Origin of the sequence: Streptomyces sp. NBC_01224 (assembly GCF_036002945.1) — a bacterium.
Taxonomy (GTDB): Bacteria; Actinomycetota; Actinomycetes; order Streptomycetales; family Streptomycetaceae; genus Streptomyces.
Genome location: NZ_CP108529.1, coordinates 6,315,372 through 6,332,119, shown reverse-complemented (window position 1 = coordinate 6,332,119; position 16,748 = coordinate 6,315,372). Strand labels below are relative to the sequence as shown.

The window sequence follows — 16,748 nt, the reverse complement described above, 5'->3', positions numbered from 1 at the left end:
CCTCGCACGGCCCAGAGACGGCCCCAGTCGGATGCATCGGGGTCACGGCCACCGTCCGGCTGTTCCCAGGAGGTTGTCAGCGCCAGTTGGCAGGATGCCGTGCCATGACCGCGCCGATCAGTGAGTCGTGGACGCGAATCGAGAACTGGCTGGCCGAGCACGCCCCGGCGACCTACGCTGCGCTGGCGCCGCCCGCGGATCCGGCGGACATCGCCGCAGCCGAACGCGTCATCGGCCGGCCACTGCTGCAGCCCTTGGTGATGTCGTTGTCGCGGCACGACGGTCTCCTCGACCAGCGGGTCTCGCTGCTGCCAGGGTTCTACAGACCGATGAGTGCACACGAGACAGCGGCTGAGTGGCAACTTTTCACCAGGTTCTACGACAAGCGCACGGCGGATGAGGAAGGAGAGGAGGCGGACTACGACTTCATGAAGACTGGGGTCAGCAACGTCCTGTACGGACATCCGCAGTTGATCCCCATTGCGCGGAACGTCTGCGGGGGTTGCCTTGTACTGGACCACCGTCCCGAGATCGACCGGGGGCGCGTCCACGAAGCCGAGGCCGAGCAAGGCCTTATGCGCGGATCACACGAGATGTGGACGTCCCTGCCGGTGCTCATGGAGACGATCGCCACGTCTCTCGAGACCAACCAGCCCCTCAACGACCACACGCCCGTAGTGGACGAGGAGCAGAGGCTGTACTGGGACTTCATACCGCTGCGCAGTGACCGGACCTTGCATCGGTCATGACACAGCAGCGGATAGTGAGGTCGGTGGAGCGGCTTTGGGCTGGAGCTGCTTTGGGGCGAGTGATCACGGCCCCGTAAGCTTCCGTCGAGTCGGGCAGTCTGTGGACCTGCCTCGTGTCGTGTTGTTGTAGACGCCGGTCAGCTCGTCAGCCTCGACGTGGATGCCGGTCTCCTCCAGGACCTCGCGGGCGACGCCTGCTTCCGGCGCTTCGGTGAGTTCGAGGATCTCGCCGGGAAGTTCCCAACGGTGGGTGACCGCGTCCGTTCATGTCAGAAGTAGATGTCAAAGGCCCCCAACCATGATCGGTTGGGGGCCTTCGCACTGGTGGGCGCGGACGGTTTCGAACCCCGACATCTGCTTTGTAAGTTCGGCCGGATCCCCGCCCCCGGTGCCCTCGCCCCAGCCTGGGCACCCGCGAGGGACCGCCCGGAGCCGTGTGCGTCCGCACTCGTCGATGTCGAACGTGGATGTCAGCCCCGCAAGTCGGCAGACCCCGTCATCGCTTCTTCCGGAGCTTCCGCATCTTCCCTTCGGCTTCCTTCTTCTTCCGCTGCTCCACCCCATAAGCGGACCACGCCCCCTGGTGCCTGGCGCACCGCGAGCTACCGATGATCGCCTTGCTCTGGCACCGGCCACCGCTCTGCGTGGGAGCCCCGCACTTCGACTGAGTCATCCCGCCCCCTTCCGTCTCCGGCATCGCGACCGGTCAGACGCCGGAATGCTCCCAGCGCCGGCCGCACCAGGGGAGGCGCAGACACCGCGGACAGGAGCACGGACGGCGCACCGACTCCAGAGGTCCCGTGCGTCTCGCATATCGCCGCAGGTCAGCCCTTCTCTGTTGCCTGCCGGGGGTTTCGCTGTCCACGAATAAGCTGCACCTGGGTGGGGCCTGTTCCGGCTGGCCGCTTAGCACTCTGCTGTACGTCTGCGTCCAGCTCGGCGCGTTCCAAGGCTGCGATTGCCTTCCGCCGCCATCGAACGACCGCAATCGCGGTGAGCACCCCCACCAGCAGAGCAGCAACAGGCGCACCCCAGACCAAGGCGCCAATACCATATCCGAGCGACCCCATCACTTCCCCCTCGAGTGGCGCTCCGTTAACGGCCGATGGAAACCTCGTAGACGATCTCACACAGAGCGGCGGGCACCACGATGTCAGCCGTCTCCACGGGCCGCCCCTGGTCGCTGTAGTACGTCCGCCGGATGTGCGTGACCAGGGCGGCCTTCTGGATGCCAAGGAGCGATGCCTCCGCGGCATTCGCTTGCCGCGGCTCCGGCTGCTCCACAGCATGACTGACCGTGATACCGATCGCGGCCATGCGGTTCACGACACCCTCCCCGGCGTGTGGCCCGCCCTCTGGGAGGACGACGAGTGTGCCGGCGGTGAGGTCGTACGGCTCCCAGCTCGTCGACAGTTGCACCGGCCTGCCATCGGCCAGAAACTCGTACGCGGTCCGGACGCACAGGTCGCCTTCAGCGATACCGAGGCGCGTCGCGATCTCAATCGGAGCCGGAACCTTGGCCTCGGTCCGGCTCTCCCAGTCCCCGTACTTACCTACGGCCTTCATGTCCGCACAGAATGTGGAATCGTCACGCTGCTCGCGTGCCGAGGAGCGGACCACCGGAACGCGCCGACGAGGTTCGGCAACATACGTGCCGGAGCCCGCGCGGCCTTCCAGAACCCCCTGGGAGATCAGCAGCTTCTGTGCCCGGCGGACCACGTTCTCGCCGACGCCGCACTCCTGGGCGATCTGGGCGCGTGAAGGCAGCCGGTCCGTATCCGCTGTGCCGTCTCACGCACCAGTGAGCGGTACCCTCCGAAGGGCCGGCACCGCCGCCCCTTAACTCCTGACCGACCGAAGGTCGTTCACCTCGGACTCTCCAACTGGCCGACGCTGCTCGTGGGGCAGTGTCGAGACCGCATGCACGTTCTCGCAGGCGAGGGGGACCGCGCTCGTCCGCCCGTACGTACTGGCCAGCGAGGAGTGTACGAAGCTGCGCTCGGCGGCCGCACCTCACGCCCCCTTCTCGCACACCTGGTTCGCACCGGCGGAGGCTCTCTGATGCCTCCTCGTCAGCAGCCACGCGTGACGCACGCGAAGGCCGTCCCCTACAGGTCGAGTGCGTGCCTGATCGGCACGCACCGTGAGTGCGCGCATTCCTCCCCCGCCGTGGCACCGATCGGCGTCCCCGTGGTCTACGAGGCATGCAACTGACCCTGCCACCCGCCGGTCGCCCCCATCCCACCGAGGGAGGTGGCCCAGTGAGGAGATGGGCACCCAGCAGTGCGGCATCTGACCGCTCTGCTGAGAGTGTCGGCCAGCAGCCCACTGACCGAATTCCTCTGCCTCAGTCACGAGCGGGAGTCACCGCACAGCCTGGCCTGTATCTACGTCCCCCGCGACCTGGCGCCGGCGACGTGCCCGGCAAGTCGCTTTGGTACGAGGGGGTGGAGGCGCGGCTGACAGAGCTCCGCCCGCCACTGGCCGAGTTCCGGGAGAAGGTCAGCGCACGCTTCCCGACGCCAGAGGAAACGGCGACCCCTCGAATCCGCTCGGCCCTAGCCGTTCTCGCGATCACCCGCGTGGTGACCGACACCACTGGGCGCGTGGTCGAGACGGCGCTCCCGGTGCTCCCCGGCGACCGCGCCGACGCAGTCTTCACCGACCACACGATGACCGACGAGATAGTCCGTCAGTGTGCGCGGTTGTCCGCTTCTATGCGTCGGCATTGTCACGCAGTTAGATACTCAGCCTGTCCCTCGATGCGAACTATGGGCGGTGTGGTCGCTGAGGTCTCTTCGGTCGGCCAGTCGGCTGCCTGGAGCTGCCGAGGGTCGGGGGTGGTTGCGATGGTCGCTGCACTCCGCTGCTGTACCGCCCGTCTCGTGGTGATCGCGGGACGCCCCAGCGGTAGGTTGCCGCCCTCTCCGACCGTGAATTGCCCTTCGGAGGAGGCACTTTGGGTGGGACGGCGCGCCGCGTGCTCTTGACTGCCATGTACTTTGCATTGCAAAGTTAATGTTCGGCGGACGGTCATCCGGTGATCCGCCTCTCAGCGTTGCCGAAGCGCGACCACAGGGGGAAATCATGGGAACACCCGCACTGAGCGGCGCGGAATCCGAACCGAGGGCGCACGCGGCTGGCCTGTTGGCAGCGACGGAAGGCCTGCGGGTCAGAACCCGCGCGCAGCTGAACGGCTCGTGGGTCCCCCTCCTCGGCTTCGGCCTCCTCGCGCTGGCGGCCACTCCGGTCGCCAGGTACGCCTTCAACTTTGGAGCCCACGGGCGCAGCATCGGATCCTATCCAGCCTTCGCCTACGCCGAACTAACCAGCCTGTGCGTCGTCCATGAGCCGGAAGCTCCCTGCTTGAAGGGCGAGTTCGACGGCGCCGTCCTGCGCTTCGCGGCCTGGGGCATGTGGTTCGCGCTCCTCCCCTTGGCATGGTTCGTCTTCGCCCGTTGGTATCGCCTGCGTGGCGAGACTCGGGGCATAGTCCCCCGCCGCAGGGTGTGGATTCGCGCAACCGCGGCGACTACCGTGGCGATCACGACAGCACTGGTAATACTGCTGTTCGGCAGGAACCAGCCATGGGAGGCCGCACTGTTGGAGAACAGTTATGCCTCCCCGTGGTACCTGGTCGGCATCGGACTCCTGGCCCTCGGCATGGCCGAACGCAGCTGGATCGCCGCAGCGGCTGGCACCACTCACGCTCTGCTGCTCACTGGCTACCTGGGAGCCTCCTGGGGCACTGGGTGGCTCCCCTGGGCGCACCCCGCCCACCCCGGTTGGACCGACGGACCGCAGGCCAAGGCGCTCCTGCTCGCCGCCATCCTGCTCCTCGCTGGTCTGTCCGAGTGGACGACGGCTCACCGCCGAGCCGCGCCCGACGCCGCCGGTGCGCGTACGGTCATCTCGTGAGCGCCGCTACGCCGGACGACCAGCAAGGACTGCATCCGACTCAGTCGCTGGACGATACCGTCCACCAGCGCGTGCGGCTCGGCATCCTCACCGTCGCCCGCGAAGCCGACCGGGTCGAGTTCGGCTTCCTGAAGAAGCAACTGGCCGTCACCGACGGAAACCTCTCCCGGCACCTGAAGGTGCTTGAGGACTCAGGCCTGATCACTATGGAGAAGGGCTACGCCGGTCGGCGCCCCCGAACATGGATCACCCTCAGCCGCAAAGGCGCACAGGCCCTGGACACCGAACTTCGCGCCCTGCGTGCACTCGTCCTTCGCCTGGAAACTCCCCGCCCCGTGTCCGGCCCACCCGACGTGTGATCACCACTCTAGGAGAGAGGCTGGGTGATCTGATGCCTGATCTGCGGCTTCTCCGGCCGAGGCAGCGGGCCTGTACTCGATCGCAGGACACCGGTGTTGACCGTGACTGACCCCTGCATCTGGCACGGTCGTGGCACGAACCTCAGCCGACGAAAGTCAGCGACGACGGCGGGCGCGCCGATCGATTAGGCGCGCGTGTGCCTCGCTGCACCCCCACCGGCCTCAGCCACGCTGCTTGGAGCTGTTTGCCAGAGCAAGCCGCGACAGCGGAACCGTGATGGCGAGGCGTTGGACGATGACCTCTTCGTCCCGAAGCAACTTGGGCGGGGGCGCTGCCTTGGGCTGGCGCGGCTCTCACCTGCACTCATGGTCCGCAGACGTCCACTCTCGTCCGCTGCTGTGCGTCGGCGTTGTCACGCAGTTGGACACTCAACTGGCACGGCTCCCGATGCGCGGGATCGGCGCACATCAGCTCAGTTCTCCGGGCTTAAAGCCGTGGAGCCGACCGAGCCCCAGCCACAGCGGGTTTCCCCCACCCCCGTGCCGGCCGTTTTCTCTCGAGCTGGGCGTCCGCGCTCGGTGCGCCGCCGCCCGACCAGGGGCAGCCGGGGCGAAGACAGAGGCAGCCCCCAGCCGGGGGCTGCGGCGCGCGCCGCGCTTGTGCGGCGCCTTGAACTCGTAGAGAAGGTTTCTACTCACGCAGCCCACCGCTACCCGATGCGCATGAGGAACTGCCGTCAAGTACTACCGTCAACGCCCCCGCAGCGAGTCGCTGCGGGGGCGTTCTGACTGGTGGGCGCGGACGGTTTCGAACCGCCGACATCTGCTTTGTAAGAGCAGCGCTCTACCCCTGAGCTACGCACCCGTGGATGAGGCAACAGCGTACATGGACTACGGCCCGCGGTCACAAACGGCCGCCCGGACGGCAGCGAACGAGGCGGCAGGGGCCAAGCCGCAGCCGGGGCAGCCGCAGCGGCGTCCGGGGGATATCCCCACCCCTCATACGGTAGCCGTCCGGATTCTGCCGGGTGGGCCGGAGTACGTACGGTGAGGCGCACACGGTCGGGACCGCCCGCCGTACGACCTGGGGGAAAGATCATCGTGGCACTCCGTACCCGCACTCTCATCGCATCCGGTGGGGCCCTGCTGCTCGGTCTTGCCCTCACCGGCTGCGGCAGTACGGATCCGGGCGACGCGCCCGCCGAGCACAAGTCCTTCGCGCTCAGTGGGAAGACGCTGACCATCTACTCCGGTGACACGTCTCTGGAGCTCGTACCGGCCGATGTACGGAAAGTCGAGGTGACCCGTCATGTCGACGGGTGGGTGGTTCTCGGGAACGGGCCCGATCCCAAGTGGAAGATGCAGGACGACACGCTCACGCTCCAGGTGAAGTGCAGGGCCGTGATCAGCGACTGTGCCTCGCAGCACCAGGTGAAGGTGCCGCGCGGGGTGGCCGTGGTCGTCAAGGGGGACAACGGGAAGGTCGTCGCGTCCGGCTTCGACACTCCCCTTACGCTCCACGCCGACAACGGGAAGGTGACCGTCCGGGACTCCAGCGGGCCGCTCAAACTGGGGAGCGACAACGGTGGCATCGCCACCGAAGGGATCTCGGCCAAGTCCGTATCGGCTCGGTCCGACAACGGCATGATCCGGCTGGGGTTCACCTCCGTGCCCGATCTCGTGGACACCGAGAGTGACAACGGCGGGATCACCATCGATCTGCCGGGCGGCTCCGTGAGGTATGCGGTGGACGCCGTCGCCCACAACGGACAAGTCTCGGTGGACGCGCCGCGCAGCGACGACAGCAGCCATGTGGTGAAGGCCCGGAGCGACAACGGCCAAGTCACGGTCCGAAGCGTGAACTAACCGACCCGTGTGTTCGTCCTTACCTGGTGGGAGAATGTACCGGGCAGGGCGAAACGGCACGGGAGAGGGATGTGACGGCGACACACGCGCGGCCGCAGGCGAGAGCGGGTGAGAGTTCCGCCGCCAGGGGTGTCAGGGGTGTCGGGGACGTCCTTGTGCTGATGCTGCTGCCGGTGCCGCTGCTCGCCGCCGCGTTGCCGGCCGCGTTCGCCGGTGGCGGTACGAGGCGCTGGTTCGGCGGGCGCGGGGAGAGTCAGCGCGCCGTTGCGCAGGCCGCGAAGGACGCTGCCGCTGCCGCCTTCTACGAGCTGGACACGGCCCAGCGCGATCTGCGGATCTCGATCGAGACGATCACTGCGGTGGACAGCTCGCCCGGTGCGCGCAAGGCCGTGGATGACTTCGCTGCTCTCGGGCGGCGGATCGACGAGGCCAGTCATACGTACATCACCGCAGTCGACGCACACGACCTGGACCGGGACGATCTGGAGCCGGCCGTCGCGGCCCGTGCCAGGACCGAGCTGACCACGGCCAAGGACGAGCTGGTGCGGGTCAAGGCCGAGCTGGACCGGTTCGCGCAGGGGCTCGGGCCGCTGCTGGGCAACGCGGAGACGCAGCTCGCCCGGCTCGCGCCCGCCGTGGAGCGGGCCCGGCAGTCGCTCCTCGGTGCGAGCAATGCTCTCGATGCGGTGCGGGCGTCCGGATTGCGGGCGGACGACCTCGCCGCGCGGCTGGCGGCCCTCGCTCCCGAGCTGACCAAGCTCAACCAGGGCGCCGGTCGGCACGGCGTTCCGGAGACCCTGCAGCGTGCCGATCGGGTGCTGCGCGATGCCGAGGCGGTACGGGCAGAGGCGGCCCAGTTGCCCGAACGGGCCGCCGAGATCGACCACCGGCTGGTGTCTCTGCGTACCCGCGCCCAGGCGTTGACGACCCGGGCGGGCTCCGTGGAGCCGGTGCTGAGCGAGCTGCGGCGGCGGTTCTCTGCGGCGTGCTGGCAGGACCTCCAGCCGGTGCCGGAGCAGGCGGCAACCAATGTGCGGCAGGCCGAGGAGAAGCTGAAGGAAGCCGCCAAGGCTCGGGACGAGCAGCGGTGGGCCGATGCGACCTCCCGGCTGAGCACGGTGCGCGCCCTGCTGAACGCCACGGACGAGGCGGTGTCCGCGGCCGGCGACCGGCTGCACCGGCTGAACGATGTGGCCAAGGACCCGCAGCAGGAGATCCAGCGAACCCGGTTCGCGATCCGGGACGCCCAGCGCCTGGCCATGGCCGGGCGCAACACGCCCGATCCGCGTCATGCCCGTCCGCTGGACGATGCCGTGGCCCGGCTGGAGCGCGCCGTCGCCGGTCTGGAGGGGCGCCACCCCGACTACTGGCACTTTCTGGCCGAGACCGAAGCGGTACGGCAGACGGCGGCGCGGGTGGTCTCCGAGATCCGTGAGGAGCGCGGGGCCGGCGGGTGATGTGCGGGGGCGGCGGCAGCTCTCCTGATACGTCGGGTTCTGATACGCCGGGTTCGGGTCCCTCGGCCCTTCTGATGTGCGGCAGCATCCCCGTGGACGGATCCTGGTAGTACGCGCGAAGGAGGCCGAAATGGCCACCCATGTACTGCACGCCACCGGACGACAGACCCCGCGGCGCCGCCGTAAGGTCACCCAGCTCGACAAACACCTTCCAGTCGATCACCGGCTGAACCGCGTCTACCGGGTCGGGGCGGGACTGATGGGGCTGGTGCTTCTCGCCTTCGGAATCCTGGGGCTGATCAACGAGATCGGCTTCTTCAGCACCGGCGGTGCCACGGTCGCCGGTCTCAACACGAACGGTGCCCTCAGCGTCCTGTCCATCTGCGTCGGCCTGCTGCTGTTCATCGGGATGGTGATCGGCGGCAACTTCGCCTCGACGCTCAACATGATTCTGGGCGTCGCCTTCATCCTCAGCGGATTCATCAATCTCGCGCTGCTCGACACCGACTACAATTTCCTCGCCTTCCACATGCAGAATGTGCTGTTCAGCTTTGTGGTCGGCTTGATGCTGATGATGTTCGGGATGTACGGGCGGGTCAGCGGCGGTCTTCCGCACGACAACCCGTACTGGCGGGCCCGCCATCCCGACGAGGCCGCGCGGGAGACGCGGATGGGCCGGAAGGCAACGCCGCCGACGATGCCCGTTGTCCGCCGTCCGTGACCCGTACCACGTCCCCGTACCACCGGTCGGCCGTCATGTCTGTCTGCCCCGGGCCGGCGCCGGATAGCCTGGGGCCATGCCTCGTTACGAGTACCGCTGCCGCTCCTGCGGAGACACGTTCGAACTCAGCCGCCCGATGGCTCAGTCCTCGGACCCGGCCTCCTGCCCTGCCGGGCACGCCGACACCGTGAAGCTTCTCTCCACCGTGGCCGTGGGCGGCTCGTCGGCCAAGTCCGCGCCCGCCGCACCGTCGGCCGGCGGTGGCGGCTGCTGCGGCGGGGGTTGCTGCGGCTGAGAGCGGGCAATCGGAGTCACGGCCTGCGGCTCCTACCGCTTACGGGAGAGCGTCAGCCCGTCCGACACGGTGAGCAGCACGCTGTCCATCCGCGGATCGGCGGCCACATGGTCGTTGAATTCCTTGATCGCCGCCGCTCCGCCGGTCGCCTGCGGGTCGGTCACCCTGCCGTGGAAGAGCACGTTGTCCGTGACGACGAGACCGCCCTGCCGCATCCTGGGCACCAGTTCCTCCCAGTACGGGATGTAGTTGCCCTTGTCCGCGTCCAGGTAGGCGACGTCGATGTGCGGCTCGGCCGGCATCGCCCGCAGTGTGTCGAGCGCGGGGGCGATACGGAGTTCGATCCGGTCGGCGACGCCCGCCTTCTCCCACGCCTTCCGGCCGTAGGCGGTCCACTCCTCCGAGACATCACAGGCGATCAGCCTTCCGTCGGCGGGCAGCGCCTGTGCCATCGACAGGGCGGAGAAGCCGGTGAACGTCCCGACCTCCACGATGTGCCGGGCCCCGGTCAGCCGGACGAGGAAGGCGAGCAGCGGTCCCTGTTCCTCGGCGGACTGCATGCCGGCCTGGTCGGGGAGGCGTGCGTACGTGGTCTCGACGAGCTCGCGCTGCACCGCGTCGAGCGGTGGGTTGTGCGCCAGCATGTACGCGTACAGCTCGTCCGTGATCTTGGTTTCGTTACCCTTGGTCATCGCATGCTCCTCGTTGGTCCCACCGGGCAGGAACCGCCCGTCCCGTCGTCACATACTGCTACTGCTGGACGAGAGCGCCTGCCCCCGGGCCCGAAGCCCTGAGGAAGTGGCGCAGGATCTCCTCGCCCGCCGCCACACCGTGCTCTGCCGTCACATCGACGTGCGGGGCACTCCAGCCGGTGTCGGCGAGTTCGCCGTGGGCCGGGCGCCAGGCACGGTCGGCGGCGAGGAGCAGATCGGCGTCGAGGAGGCTGTCACCGGCGGCGAGGGTGAGCGTGGCGCCGGTGCGCCGGGCGACTTCGTTCATGGCCGCGCTCTTGGTGAGCGGGCCCGGCACGGCGTAGATCTTGCGGCCCTGGAGGGACACGGTCCAGCCGCGAGTCTCCGCCCACTCCCCCAGTTCCTTGACCCAGCCCTCGGGCAGCAGCGCGCGTTCGACGACGAGATAGGCGAAGAGGTCCTCGGCGACCCGTTCCTTGAGCAGCCAGGCTGGGTCGGCCGCGGCCAGGAGATGGGCGCGGACCTCGGCGAGCGAGGCGCATTCGTCGGCGAGCCTGCGGGAGACCTGCGTCTGCCAGTCGGGGTCGGATTCGCCGTCGACGAGGAGGTGCCCCCCGTTGGCGCAGATCGCGAACCGCGGTGCGGGACCGGGGAGATGGATGCGCCCGTACTGCTCGCGGGTACGGGTGGTCGTCGGGACGAAGACCGTGGTGCGGGCGAGTTCGTCGAGCAGTGTCGCGGCCGTCTCGGTCATGTAGGAGAGCGGCTTGTGGTCGTACACCTCTACGCAGAGCAGCCGGGGGGCCTCGGCGTCCGGCATGGGGAGCTGGAGCGCCGCCGTCGAGTAGATCAGGGTGCGGTCGAGGTCGCTGGCGACCAGTGTCATGGGGGCGGTCCCGGTGGCCGGGGTGGCCGCGGTGGCCGGGATGGTCACTTCGACTCCACCGCCTTGCCGTCCGCGCCCGTCGCACCCCTGGTGTACTTCGGGTGGATCAACCCGACGCAGGTGTAAGGGAGTTCGTCAATCTCTTCGACCGGTACGCCCCGCTGCTCGGCCAGCAGGCGGATGTGCTCGAGGTCGGCGCCCGCGCCGCGCTTGGCGAGGATCTTCCACGGGACGCGGCGCAGCAGTACGCGGGTCGTCTCGCCGACGCCCGGCTTGACCAGGTTCACATCGTGGATGCCGTACTCCTCGCTGATCCGTTCCACCGCGGCCCATCCCTCCCAGGTGGGTGCGCGGTCGGCCGCGAGCAGCTCCTTGGCCTCGGCGTCCACGGCGTCGGCGACCTCGTCGAAGTGGTCGGCGACGGTGTCGAGGAAGTGGCCGGACACATCGGTGTCCGCAAGCTCCCGGTAGAACTTCGCGCCGTGGAAATCGTCGGGTCCGACCAGGTCGGACCGGAGGACGGTCCGCGAGATCAGCCCGGAAACGGTGGAGTTGAGGCAGGCGGACGGAATGAGGAAGTCCTCGCGGGTGCCGTAGGTGCGGACGCAGCCGCCCGGGTCGGCCAGGACCGCGATCTCGGGGTTGAATCCGTCGAACCCGTCGAGCGCCGCGGACAGTTCACGCGTGATCGCCCCCTTGCCGGTCCAGCCGTCGACGAAGACGACATCCGCCGGATCGTGGTGGGCGGCCAGCCAGCGCAGGGCGTTTGCGTCGATGCCGCGGCCCCGCACGATGGAGACGGCGTAGTGCGGCAGGTCGAGTCCGTGCCGGTGCCGGGCCCAGCGGCGCATGAGTACGCCGACGGGAGTGCCGGCCCTGGCGAGCGAGACCAGTACGGGGCGAGCGCCGCGCTCGGCGAGGACCGTCTCGGTGACGGTGCCGACGGCGCGGGCGACGCGTGCGGCCGACAGGTCCAGCGCCGCCTTGAACAGGCTCTGGTACTGGGCGGACGGCTGGTACTCGACGGGGAGCGACTCGGCGTAGTGCGCGCCACCGCTCTGTATCGCTTCCTCGCGCTCCTCGGTGGGCGCCTCCAGTTCGGTGTCCGAGAGGTCCTGGAGCAGCCAGCCGACTTCGTCCGGCGCATAGGAGGAGAAGGCGGGGCCGCGGAGGGGCTCGGGCAGCATGGAGGGTTCCTGCCGTTCGGAGACGTACGAGGGGAGGCCCGACGGGACGTACGAGGGGACGACCGCGAGCAGGACGTGGTCGGTGTGCGCGGCGAGCTGCGCCAACAGGCCGTCGGGGGCGTGGAGTTCGGGGGTGTCGGCGGTGGAGTCGATGGTCACGACCACGGCATCGAAACCGGCGCCCGCGACGTTGTACGCGTACCGGTCACCGGGGCCGTCGGCCGGATTGTCGTGGGCCGGGAAGACCAGCCGGCTGCGTATCGCATAGCCGGGATCGTCCACGGCGAGGACGGGGGAACGCGTGGTCGTCGAGTAGCGCACCTCGGCTTCGGTGTGGTCCTCCAGGGCCGTGCCCAGGCGGAGGGGGGCGTACATCAGCTCCTCGAAGCCGAGGATCAGTACACGGCGGGCTTCACCCAGTGACGCGGCGATACGGGCGGCCATGGCCGGGAGGACCGGTTCGAGGGCGGCCCGGTGGGCGGGGGTGAAGCCGTGCCGTCCGCCGTCGGGCACACCGGCGGGCCACTGGAGGTCCACCCGGGTGCACGGTCGGCGCCCCTGCTCGACAGTCGCTCGGGGACCGGCGGAACCGGCCCCCTCATGCGCGGCGACCAGTGCCCGGCCCTTCTCCAGGACGCCCTCCGGGAGGGTGACCGTGCCCGAGCTCCTCGCCACCAGGTCGACGCGTGCGCCGATCTCCGCGGCGAACTCGGTCAGCCTTCCCTGGTCGGTCGGCGACCGCATGTCCACCAGGGCGACGACGACGTACCGGCTCCGCGGGTATCGCTCGTGCAGCGCGCGGATGGTGTTGAGCACGGTGTTGCCCGTGGAGAATTCGTCGTCCACCAGCACCAGCGGCGCGTCTGTGTATGCATCCGTGTCCGCGTCTGTCGGGCCGCACTCGCCCGCCAGGAGGTTCGGGTCCTCCGGGAGCAGCAGGTGCGAGGTCGCGTGCGAGTGCGACTCCTCGAAGCCGCCCGCCCGCTCCACGCCCTCGACGGGGCGGCGCGTCGAATGCAGGTACGGCGCCACGCCGAGCCCGTCGGCGACCGCGTGGCCGAGACCGGTGGCCGTCTCCGCGTAACCGAGCACGACCGCCCGGTGCGCCTCGGCGTCACCGAGGAGTTCGCGCACCCGGCGGCCGAGCTCGAATCCGACGCCGTACACCACGGAAGGTTTCTGCGGCACGTGTTTGCCGAGCACGTTCGACACGAGCAGGTGGGCCCGCTTGGGGTTGCGGCGCAGGGCGAGGCCCAGCAGGTCCCTCAGCTCCCTGTCGCCGTCGGGCTTCCCGTCGCCGACGAGCTCGACGCCCAGTCGCTGTGCCACCCAGCTACCCGACCACACCACGTTCGCCGTCTCTTTCCTTGCCGCGCGCTCGCTCATCGAGACACGCTCGTTCCACGAGGCCCGCTCATTCCGCGAGGCCCGCGGCCAGCAGTTCCACGAAGCCGACGTCTTCCCTCGCCACGCCGAAGGCCTCGGCCCTCTGCAGGGTCCGCTCGGCCCAGGCCCGGTGCGGCTTCACTTCGTTCATCTTGTTCGTGTACGCGGAGCGCATGACGCCACCGCCGCCGCGTTCCGGCCGCAGGATGTCCTGTGCGTCGCTGAACTCCTCGTGGCTGACCACGGACAGCGCATGCACGGGCGCGACGTGCGACGGGTGGATGCAGGTCTTGCCGAGCAGGCCGTTGGCCCGGTCGAGTTCGATCTCGCGCAGCAGGCCGTCCAGGTCGTGCTCGATCAGTGCCGTGCGCAGTTCCTCGGCCCGGCCCTCCAGGAAGGGGCTGCGGCGCAGCTGCGGTTTGAACATGCGCTCCTGGAGCCGGAAGTACTCCCACACCGGGCCGGTGATCGTGAAGCCCGTGCCGTCCGCCCGGCCCAGCACATTGACCACGTCGGCTATGACGGCCCCGACGATCTGTACGTCGTACGCGGTCATGTCGGGCGCCCTGCGGAGCCCGTAGGCCGAGCAGAAGTCGGTGACACCGAGCCTCAGTGCGAGTACCCGCTCGCGGTACTTGTTGACGGTGCGGGTGATTCCCCGGAGTGCTTCCCTGCGGGTTTCCAGATGCAGCAGCTCGGGCGATTCGAGAACGGGCATCGCGAACAGGCGCTGACCACACGCCTTTTCGGCGCTGGCGAGCGCTTCCATGAAGGGCACGCCACGCTCTTCGGTGAATTTCGGAAGTACAAAACCAGACAACAAACGGACACTGCGACCGAGCCGACTCACCAGGTCCACTATCTGGCCCGGTTCCCGGACCCGGATGAAGAGCAGGGGCACCTCGGATCCGCGCGCATCGAGGTCTACGAACTGCCTGACCAGGTTCTCCTCGGCACCGTCCACCTCGGAGTCATCGATCGAGTCCTCCAGGCACAGCACCATCGAGACGACACCGCGCCCGGCCTGCTTGATGACATCGTCAGCAAGTCGCGGCCTGGTGGCAGGGCTGTACAGGGTCGCTCCCAGGGCGGCCGAAAGCATGCCGGCCGGCGAGTCCGCACCGAATTCGCGCGGCTCCTGGAAGAACAGACCCTCTCTCGCAGCGGGCGCAATATGCCCGAAATGACGCATGTGATTCCCCCGAACTGCCTGACCGACCGGACAACGTATGGCCGGTAATAGTACGTACGGACGGGTGTCAACAGTTCCCTACGTGCATGAATTCCGGGTAACTCGTCCATTTCCCGACGGGTCCACGTACTGCGGATGACGTGGTTCCGACGCACTGCCGAGACATCCGGTGCGCCCCCCGCGTTGTCCGCACAGGCAGCCAGCAGGCAGGATGACGGGCATGACGCACGCGATGGTGAAAGGCTCGAACGTCCCTCTGGACGCCATGGCCGTACAGGCCGTGCTGTGCTGGACCCCGGGTGCCGGGGTTCCGGATGTGGACGCCTCGGCACTGCTGCTCGGAGCCGGTGGCCGCGTGCGCTCGGACGAGGACTTCGTCTTCTACAACCAGCCCCGCCACCCCTCCGGCCTGGTGCGACGGCTACCGAAGCGCAGTGTCCCCGAGGGCCTCACGGACAGCATCGAGGCCGACCTCAACGCGCTCGACCCCTCGGTCGATCAGGTGGTGATCGCCGCATCCTCCGACGGAGCCGCATTCGCTCAGGTGCGCGATCTGCGCATCCTGCTGTACGACGCGGCATCGGCGGGCGGGGACCCGCTCGCCGTCTTCGACGTGCGGCCGGAGACCGGCGAGGAGACGGCGATCATCTGTGGCGAGCTCTACCGGCGCGGCGATGGCTGGAAATTCCGGGCCGTGGGACAGGGCTATCCGACCGGTCTGGTCGGTCTGGCGACCGCCTTCGGTATCTCGGTCGACGAGGCGGAGGCCGCGGCGGAGCCCGACCCGGTCCCCTCGCCGGTAACGGTTCCCTCGCCCGTAACAGCGCCCGCGTTCCCGCCCGCGCCCGCGTTCCCGCCCGCGCCGGCCCCCGGCCCCGACTTGCAAGCCACCCTCCAGCACCAGCACCAGCAACCCGCCTACGGCTACCCGCAGCCCGCTCCCCAGCCCGCGTACGGGTATCCGCAGCCTGACGCCGCCCAGCCCGCCTACGGCTACCCGCAGCCTGCCGCGGCTGCGGCGCCCGCCCCCGACCCGAATTTCGTGCTGCCACCGCAGGGGCCGCAGTTCGTACGGTCCTGAGACAGCCATGGGACGGCCGTGGGGCGCTGCCTCGGAACGGCCCCCGAGGTGGCCCTGAACCGCCTGCGGCCCGTCCGGCGTCGGCTCAGGTCCGGGACTTGTAGCCCCGTCCCCACTGCATGCCCCAGCCGTACAGCCGGTCCAGCTCCGACTGGAATCCGTACACGAACTTCACCTCGCGCCGCACGATCAGCTCGTCCTTGATGTTCTCCACCGTGAACACGGCGCAGGAGCGGGCCTCCGGGGCGTGCTCGTCGAGTTCGATCTCGATCCGCGGGCCGTTGCCCGGGTAGAGCGTCACCTTGGCGTGCGTACGGTCGAAGGCGGGCGTCTGGTCGTAGATGTAGACGAAGAACAGCAGCCGCTTGATCTGGTCGCGCTGGTCGAGATTGACGTAGACGGTCTCGCCCGACGGCGCCCCGAAGCGATCGTCCCCGCTGAGCCGGATGTACGGCGGTGCGTTCAGGTCGCCTATGAGGTTGCCCAGCGGCTGGACCACGCCCTTGGTGCCGTCCTTCAGCTCGTACATGCAGCCCAGGTCCAGGTCGACATTGACCACACCCTGGGTGTGCGCCTGGACCACATCCGGCTTGAAGAGCTTCATCGGCCGCAGCAGCCGGCCGCTCTGCCGCGATCTTCCCTCGATGTCGGACGTACGCATCCGCCAGGAGAGGTTGACCCGCAGATTGCCGGTCAGCGCACCCTGTTTGGTCAGTGAGACCGTAGCGTGCCGCCTGGAGAGCACGATGGAGTTGGTCGACGCGTTGCCCGACTCGAACTGCGCCTCCCGCCTCGGCCACAGGCTGTCCCAGAACGCCATCCCCAACCCCCACACGTATCGGTAGTGCACCGGCCCCGCACACATCACTGCGGGGCGGCCGCCGGGCCGGGTCCGGGTGTTCCCGGAGAACCGTCGCCGTACGGACCGCCCCGCTGAGAGCGTTCCTCAATCCCTACCG

The 16,748-nt window shown here is 68.8% G+C and carries 15 protein-coding genes, 1 tRNA gene and 1 pseudogene; 9 read left to right on the top strand and 8 right to left on the bottom strand.

The window, feature by feature from the left end:
- Positions 1 to 104: 104 nt before the first annotated feature.
- Positions 105 to 749, top strand: a complete 645-nt coding sequence (locus tag OG609_RS28475) for an SMI1/KNR4 family protein (RefSeq protein WP_327275429.1) — start codon at positions 105 to 107, stop codon at positions 747 to 749.
- Positions 750 to 857: 108 nt separating this feature from the next.
- On the opposite strand, the pseudogene OG609_RS28470 reads toward OG609_RS28475, so the two are convergent.
- Positions 858 to 992: pseudogene (locus OG609_RS28470) on the bottom strand (NUDIX hydrolase); the annotation flags it as partial.
- 852 nt (positions 993 to 1,844) lie between these two features.
- Positions 1,845 to 2,516 (bottom strand): GntR family transcriptional regulator, encoded by a 672-nt coding sequence (locus OG609_RS28465; protein WP_327278213.1) that lies wholly within the window; start codon positions 2,514 to 2,516, stop codon positions 1,845 to 1,847.
- A gap of 437 nt (positions 2,517 to 2,953) precedes the next feature.
- Between OG609_RS28465 and OG609_RS28460 the strand changes: the two genes are divergently transcribed.
- The 3 genes from OG609_RS28460 to OG609_RS28450 all read left to right on the top strand — a co-directional run bounded on the left by OG609_RS28460 (position 2,954) and on the right by OG609_RS28450 (position 5,026).
- Positions 2,954 to 3,739 (top strand): UTRA domain-containing protein, encoded by a 786-nt coding sequence (locus tag OG609_RS28460; RefSeq protein WP_327275428.1) that lies wholly within the window; start codon positions 2,954 to 2,956, stop codon positions 3,737 to 3,739.
- 97 nt (positions 3,740 to 3,836) lie between these two features.
- A complete protein-coding gene (locus tag OG609_RS28455) occupies positions 3,837 to 4,667 on the top strand; it encodes a hypothetical protein (protein WP_327275427.1) in 831 nt (276 codons plus the stop codon).
- Positions 4,664 to 5,026, top strand: a complete 363-nt coding sequence (locus OG609_RS28450; protein ID WP_327275426.1) for a transcriptional regulator — start codon at positions 4,664 to 4,666, stop codon at positions 5,024 to 5,026. The genes OG609_RS28455 and OG609_RS28450 overlap by 4 nt, the downstream gene beginning before the upstream one ends.
- A gap of 790 nt (positions 5,027 to 5,816) precedes the next feature.
- Here OG609_RS28450 and OG609_RS28445 read toward each other — a convergent pair.
- A tRNA-Val gene (locus tag OG609_RS28445) sits at positions 5,817 to 5,891 on the bottom strand.
- A gap of 236 nt (positions 5,892 to 6,127) precedes the next feature.
- On the opposite strand from OG609_RS28445, the gene OG609_RS28440 reads away from it, so the two are divergent.
- The 4 genes from OG609_RS28440 (at position 6,128) to OG609_RS28425 (ending at position 9,365) form a co-directional block, all read left to right on the top strand.
- A complete protein-coding gene (locus OG609_RS28440) occupies positions 6,128 to 6,892 on the top strand; it encodes a DUF4097 family beta strand repeat-containing protein (protein WP_327275425.1) in 765 nt (254 codons plus the stop codon).
- A 71-nt stretch (positions 6,893 to 6,963) separates the two neighbouring features.
- Complete coding sequence (locus tag OG609_RS28435) at positions 6,964 to 8,349, top strand: hypothetical protein (protein ID WP_327275424.1); 1,386 nt, start codon at positions 6,964 to 6,966, stop codon at positions 8,347 to 8,349.
- A 130-nt stretch (positions 8,350 to 8,479) separates the two neighbouring features.
- Positions 8,480 to 9,070, top strand: a complete 591-nt coding sequence (locus OG609_RS28430; protein WP_327275423.1) for a DUF4383 domain-containing protein — start codon at positions 8,480 to 8,482, stop codon at positions 9,068 to 9,070.
- 76 nt (positions 9,071 to 9,146) lie between these two features.
- Complete coding sequence (locus OG609_RS28425; protein ID WP_327275422.1) at positions 9,147 to 9,365, top strand: FmdB family zinc ribbon protein; 219 nt, start codon at positions 9,147 to 9,149, stop codon at positions 9,363 to 9,365.
- A gap of 32 nt (positions 9,366 to 9,397) precedes the next feature.
- Here OG609_RS28425 and OG609_RS28420 read toward each other — a convergent pair whose 3' ends face one another.
- Genes OG609_RS28420 through OG609_RS28405 form a run of 4 tightly spaced genes read right to left on the bottom strand, consistent with a single transcriptional unit; the run spans position 9,398 to position 14,708 of the window.
- A complete protein-coding gene (locus tag OG609_RS28420) occupies positions 9,398 to 10,057 on the bottom strand; it encodes an O-methyltransferase (RefSeq protein ID WP_327275421.1) in 660 nt (219 codons plus the stop codon).
- A gap of 58 nt (positions 10,058 to 10,115) precedes the next feature.
- Positions 10,116 to 10,943: an HAD family hydrolase gene (locus OG609_RS28415; RefSeq protein ID WP_327278212.1), complete on the bottom strand. Its 828-nt coding sequence runs from the start codon at positions 10,941 to 10,943 to the stop codon at positions 10,116 to 10,118.
- A gap of 44 nt (positions 10,944 to 10,987) precedes the next feature.
- On the bottom strand, positions 10,988 to 13,516 hold the full coding sequence (locus tag OG609_RS28410; RefSeq protein WP_327275420.1) for a phosphoribosyltransferase: 2,529 nt from the start codon (positions 13,514 to 13,516) through the stop codon (positions 10,988 to 10,990).
- Between the two features lie 28 nt (positions 13,517 to 13,544).
- Positions 13,545 to 14,708, bottom strand: a complete 1,164-nt coding sequence (locus OG609_RS28405; protein ID WP_327275419.1) for an HpcH/HpaI aldolase/citrate lyase family protein — start codon at positions 14,706 to 14,708, stop codon at positions 13,545 to 13,547.
- 220 nt (positions 14,709 to 14,928) lie between these two features.
- Between OG609_RS28405 and OG609_RS28400 the strand changes: the two genes are divergently transcribed.
- Positions 14,929 to 15,789: a TerD family protein gene (locus OG609_RS28400; protein WP_327275418.1), complete on the top strand. Its 861-nt coding sequence runs from the start codon at positions 14,929 to 14,931 to the stop codon at positions 15,787 to 15,789.
- A gap of 85 nt (positions 15,790 to 15,874) precedes the next feature.
- Here OG609_RS28400 and OG609_RS28395 read toward each other — a convergent pair whose 3' ends face one another.
- Positions 15,875 to 16,609, bottom strand: a complete 735-nt coding sequence (locus OG609_RS28395) for a TerD family protein (protein ID WP_327275417.1) — start codon at positions 16,607 to 16,609, stop codon at positions 15,875 to 15,877.
- Positions 16,610 to 16,748 lie beyond the last annotated feature (139 nt).

Coding starts and splice junctions, on each gene's coding strand:
- OG609_RS28475 (WP_327275429.1), top strand. CDS start 105: ATGACCGCGCCGATCAGTGAGTCGTGGACGCGAATCGAGAACTGGCTG.
- OG609_RS28460 (WP_327275428.1), top strand. CDS start 2,954: ATGCAACTGACCCTGCCACCCGCCGGTCGCCCCCATCCCACCGAGGGA.
- OG609_RS28455 (WP_327275427.1), top strand. CDS start 3,837: ATGGGAACACCCGCACTGAGCGGCGCGGAATCCGAACCGAGGGCGCAC.
- OG609_RS28430 (WP_327275423.1), top strand. CDS start 8,480: ATGGCCACCCATGTACTGCACGCCACCGGACGACAGACCCCGCGGCGC.
- OG609_RS28425 (WP_327275422.1), top strand. CDS start 9,147: ATGCCTCGTTACGAGTACCGCTGCCGCTCCTGCGGAGACACGTTCGAA.
- OG609_RS28420 (WP_327275421.1), bottom strand. CDS start 10,057: ATGACCAAGGGTAACGAAACCAAGATCACGGACGAGCTGTACGCGTAC.
- OG609_RS28415 (WP_327278212.1), bottom strand. CDS start 10,943: ATGACACTGGTCGCCAGCGACCTCGACCGCACCCTGATCTACTCGACG.
- OG609_RS28410 (WP_327275420.1), bottom strand. CDS start 13,516: ATGAGCGAGCGCGCGGCAAGGAAAGAGACGGCGAACGTGGTGTGGTCG.
- OG609_RS28405 (WP_327275419.1), bottom strand. CDS start 14,708: ATGCGTCATTTCGGGCATATTGCGCCCGCTGCGAGAGAGGGTCTGTTC.
- OG609_RS28400 (WP_327275418.1), top strand. CDS start 14,929: ATGACGCACGCGATGGTGAAAGGCTCGAACGTCCCTCTGGACGCCATG.
- OG609_RS28395 (WP_327275417.1), bottom strand. CDS start 16,609: ATGGCGTTCTGGGACAGCCTGTGGCCGAGGCGGGAGGCGCAGTTCGAG.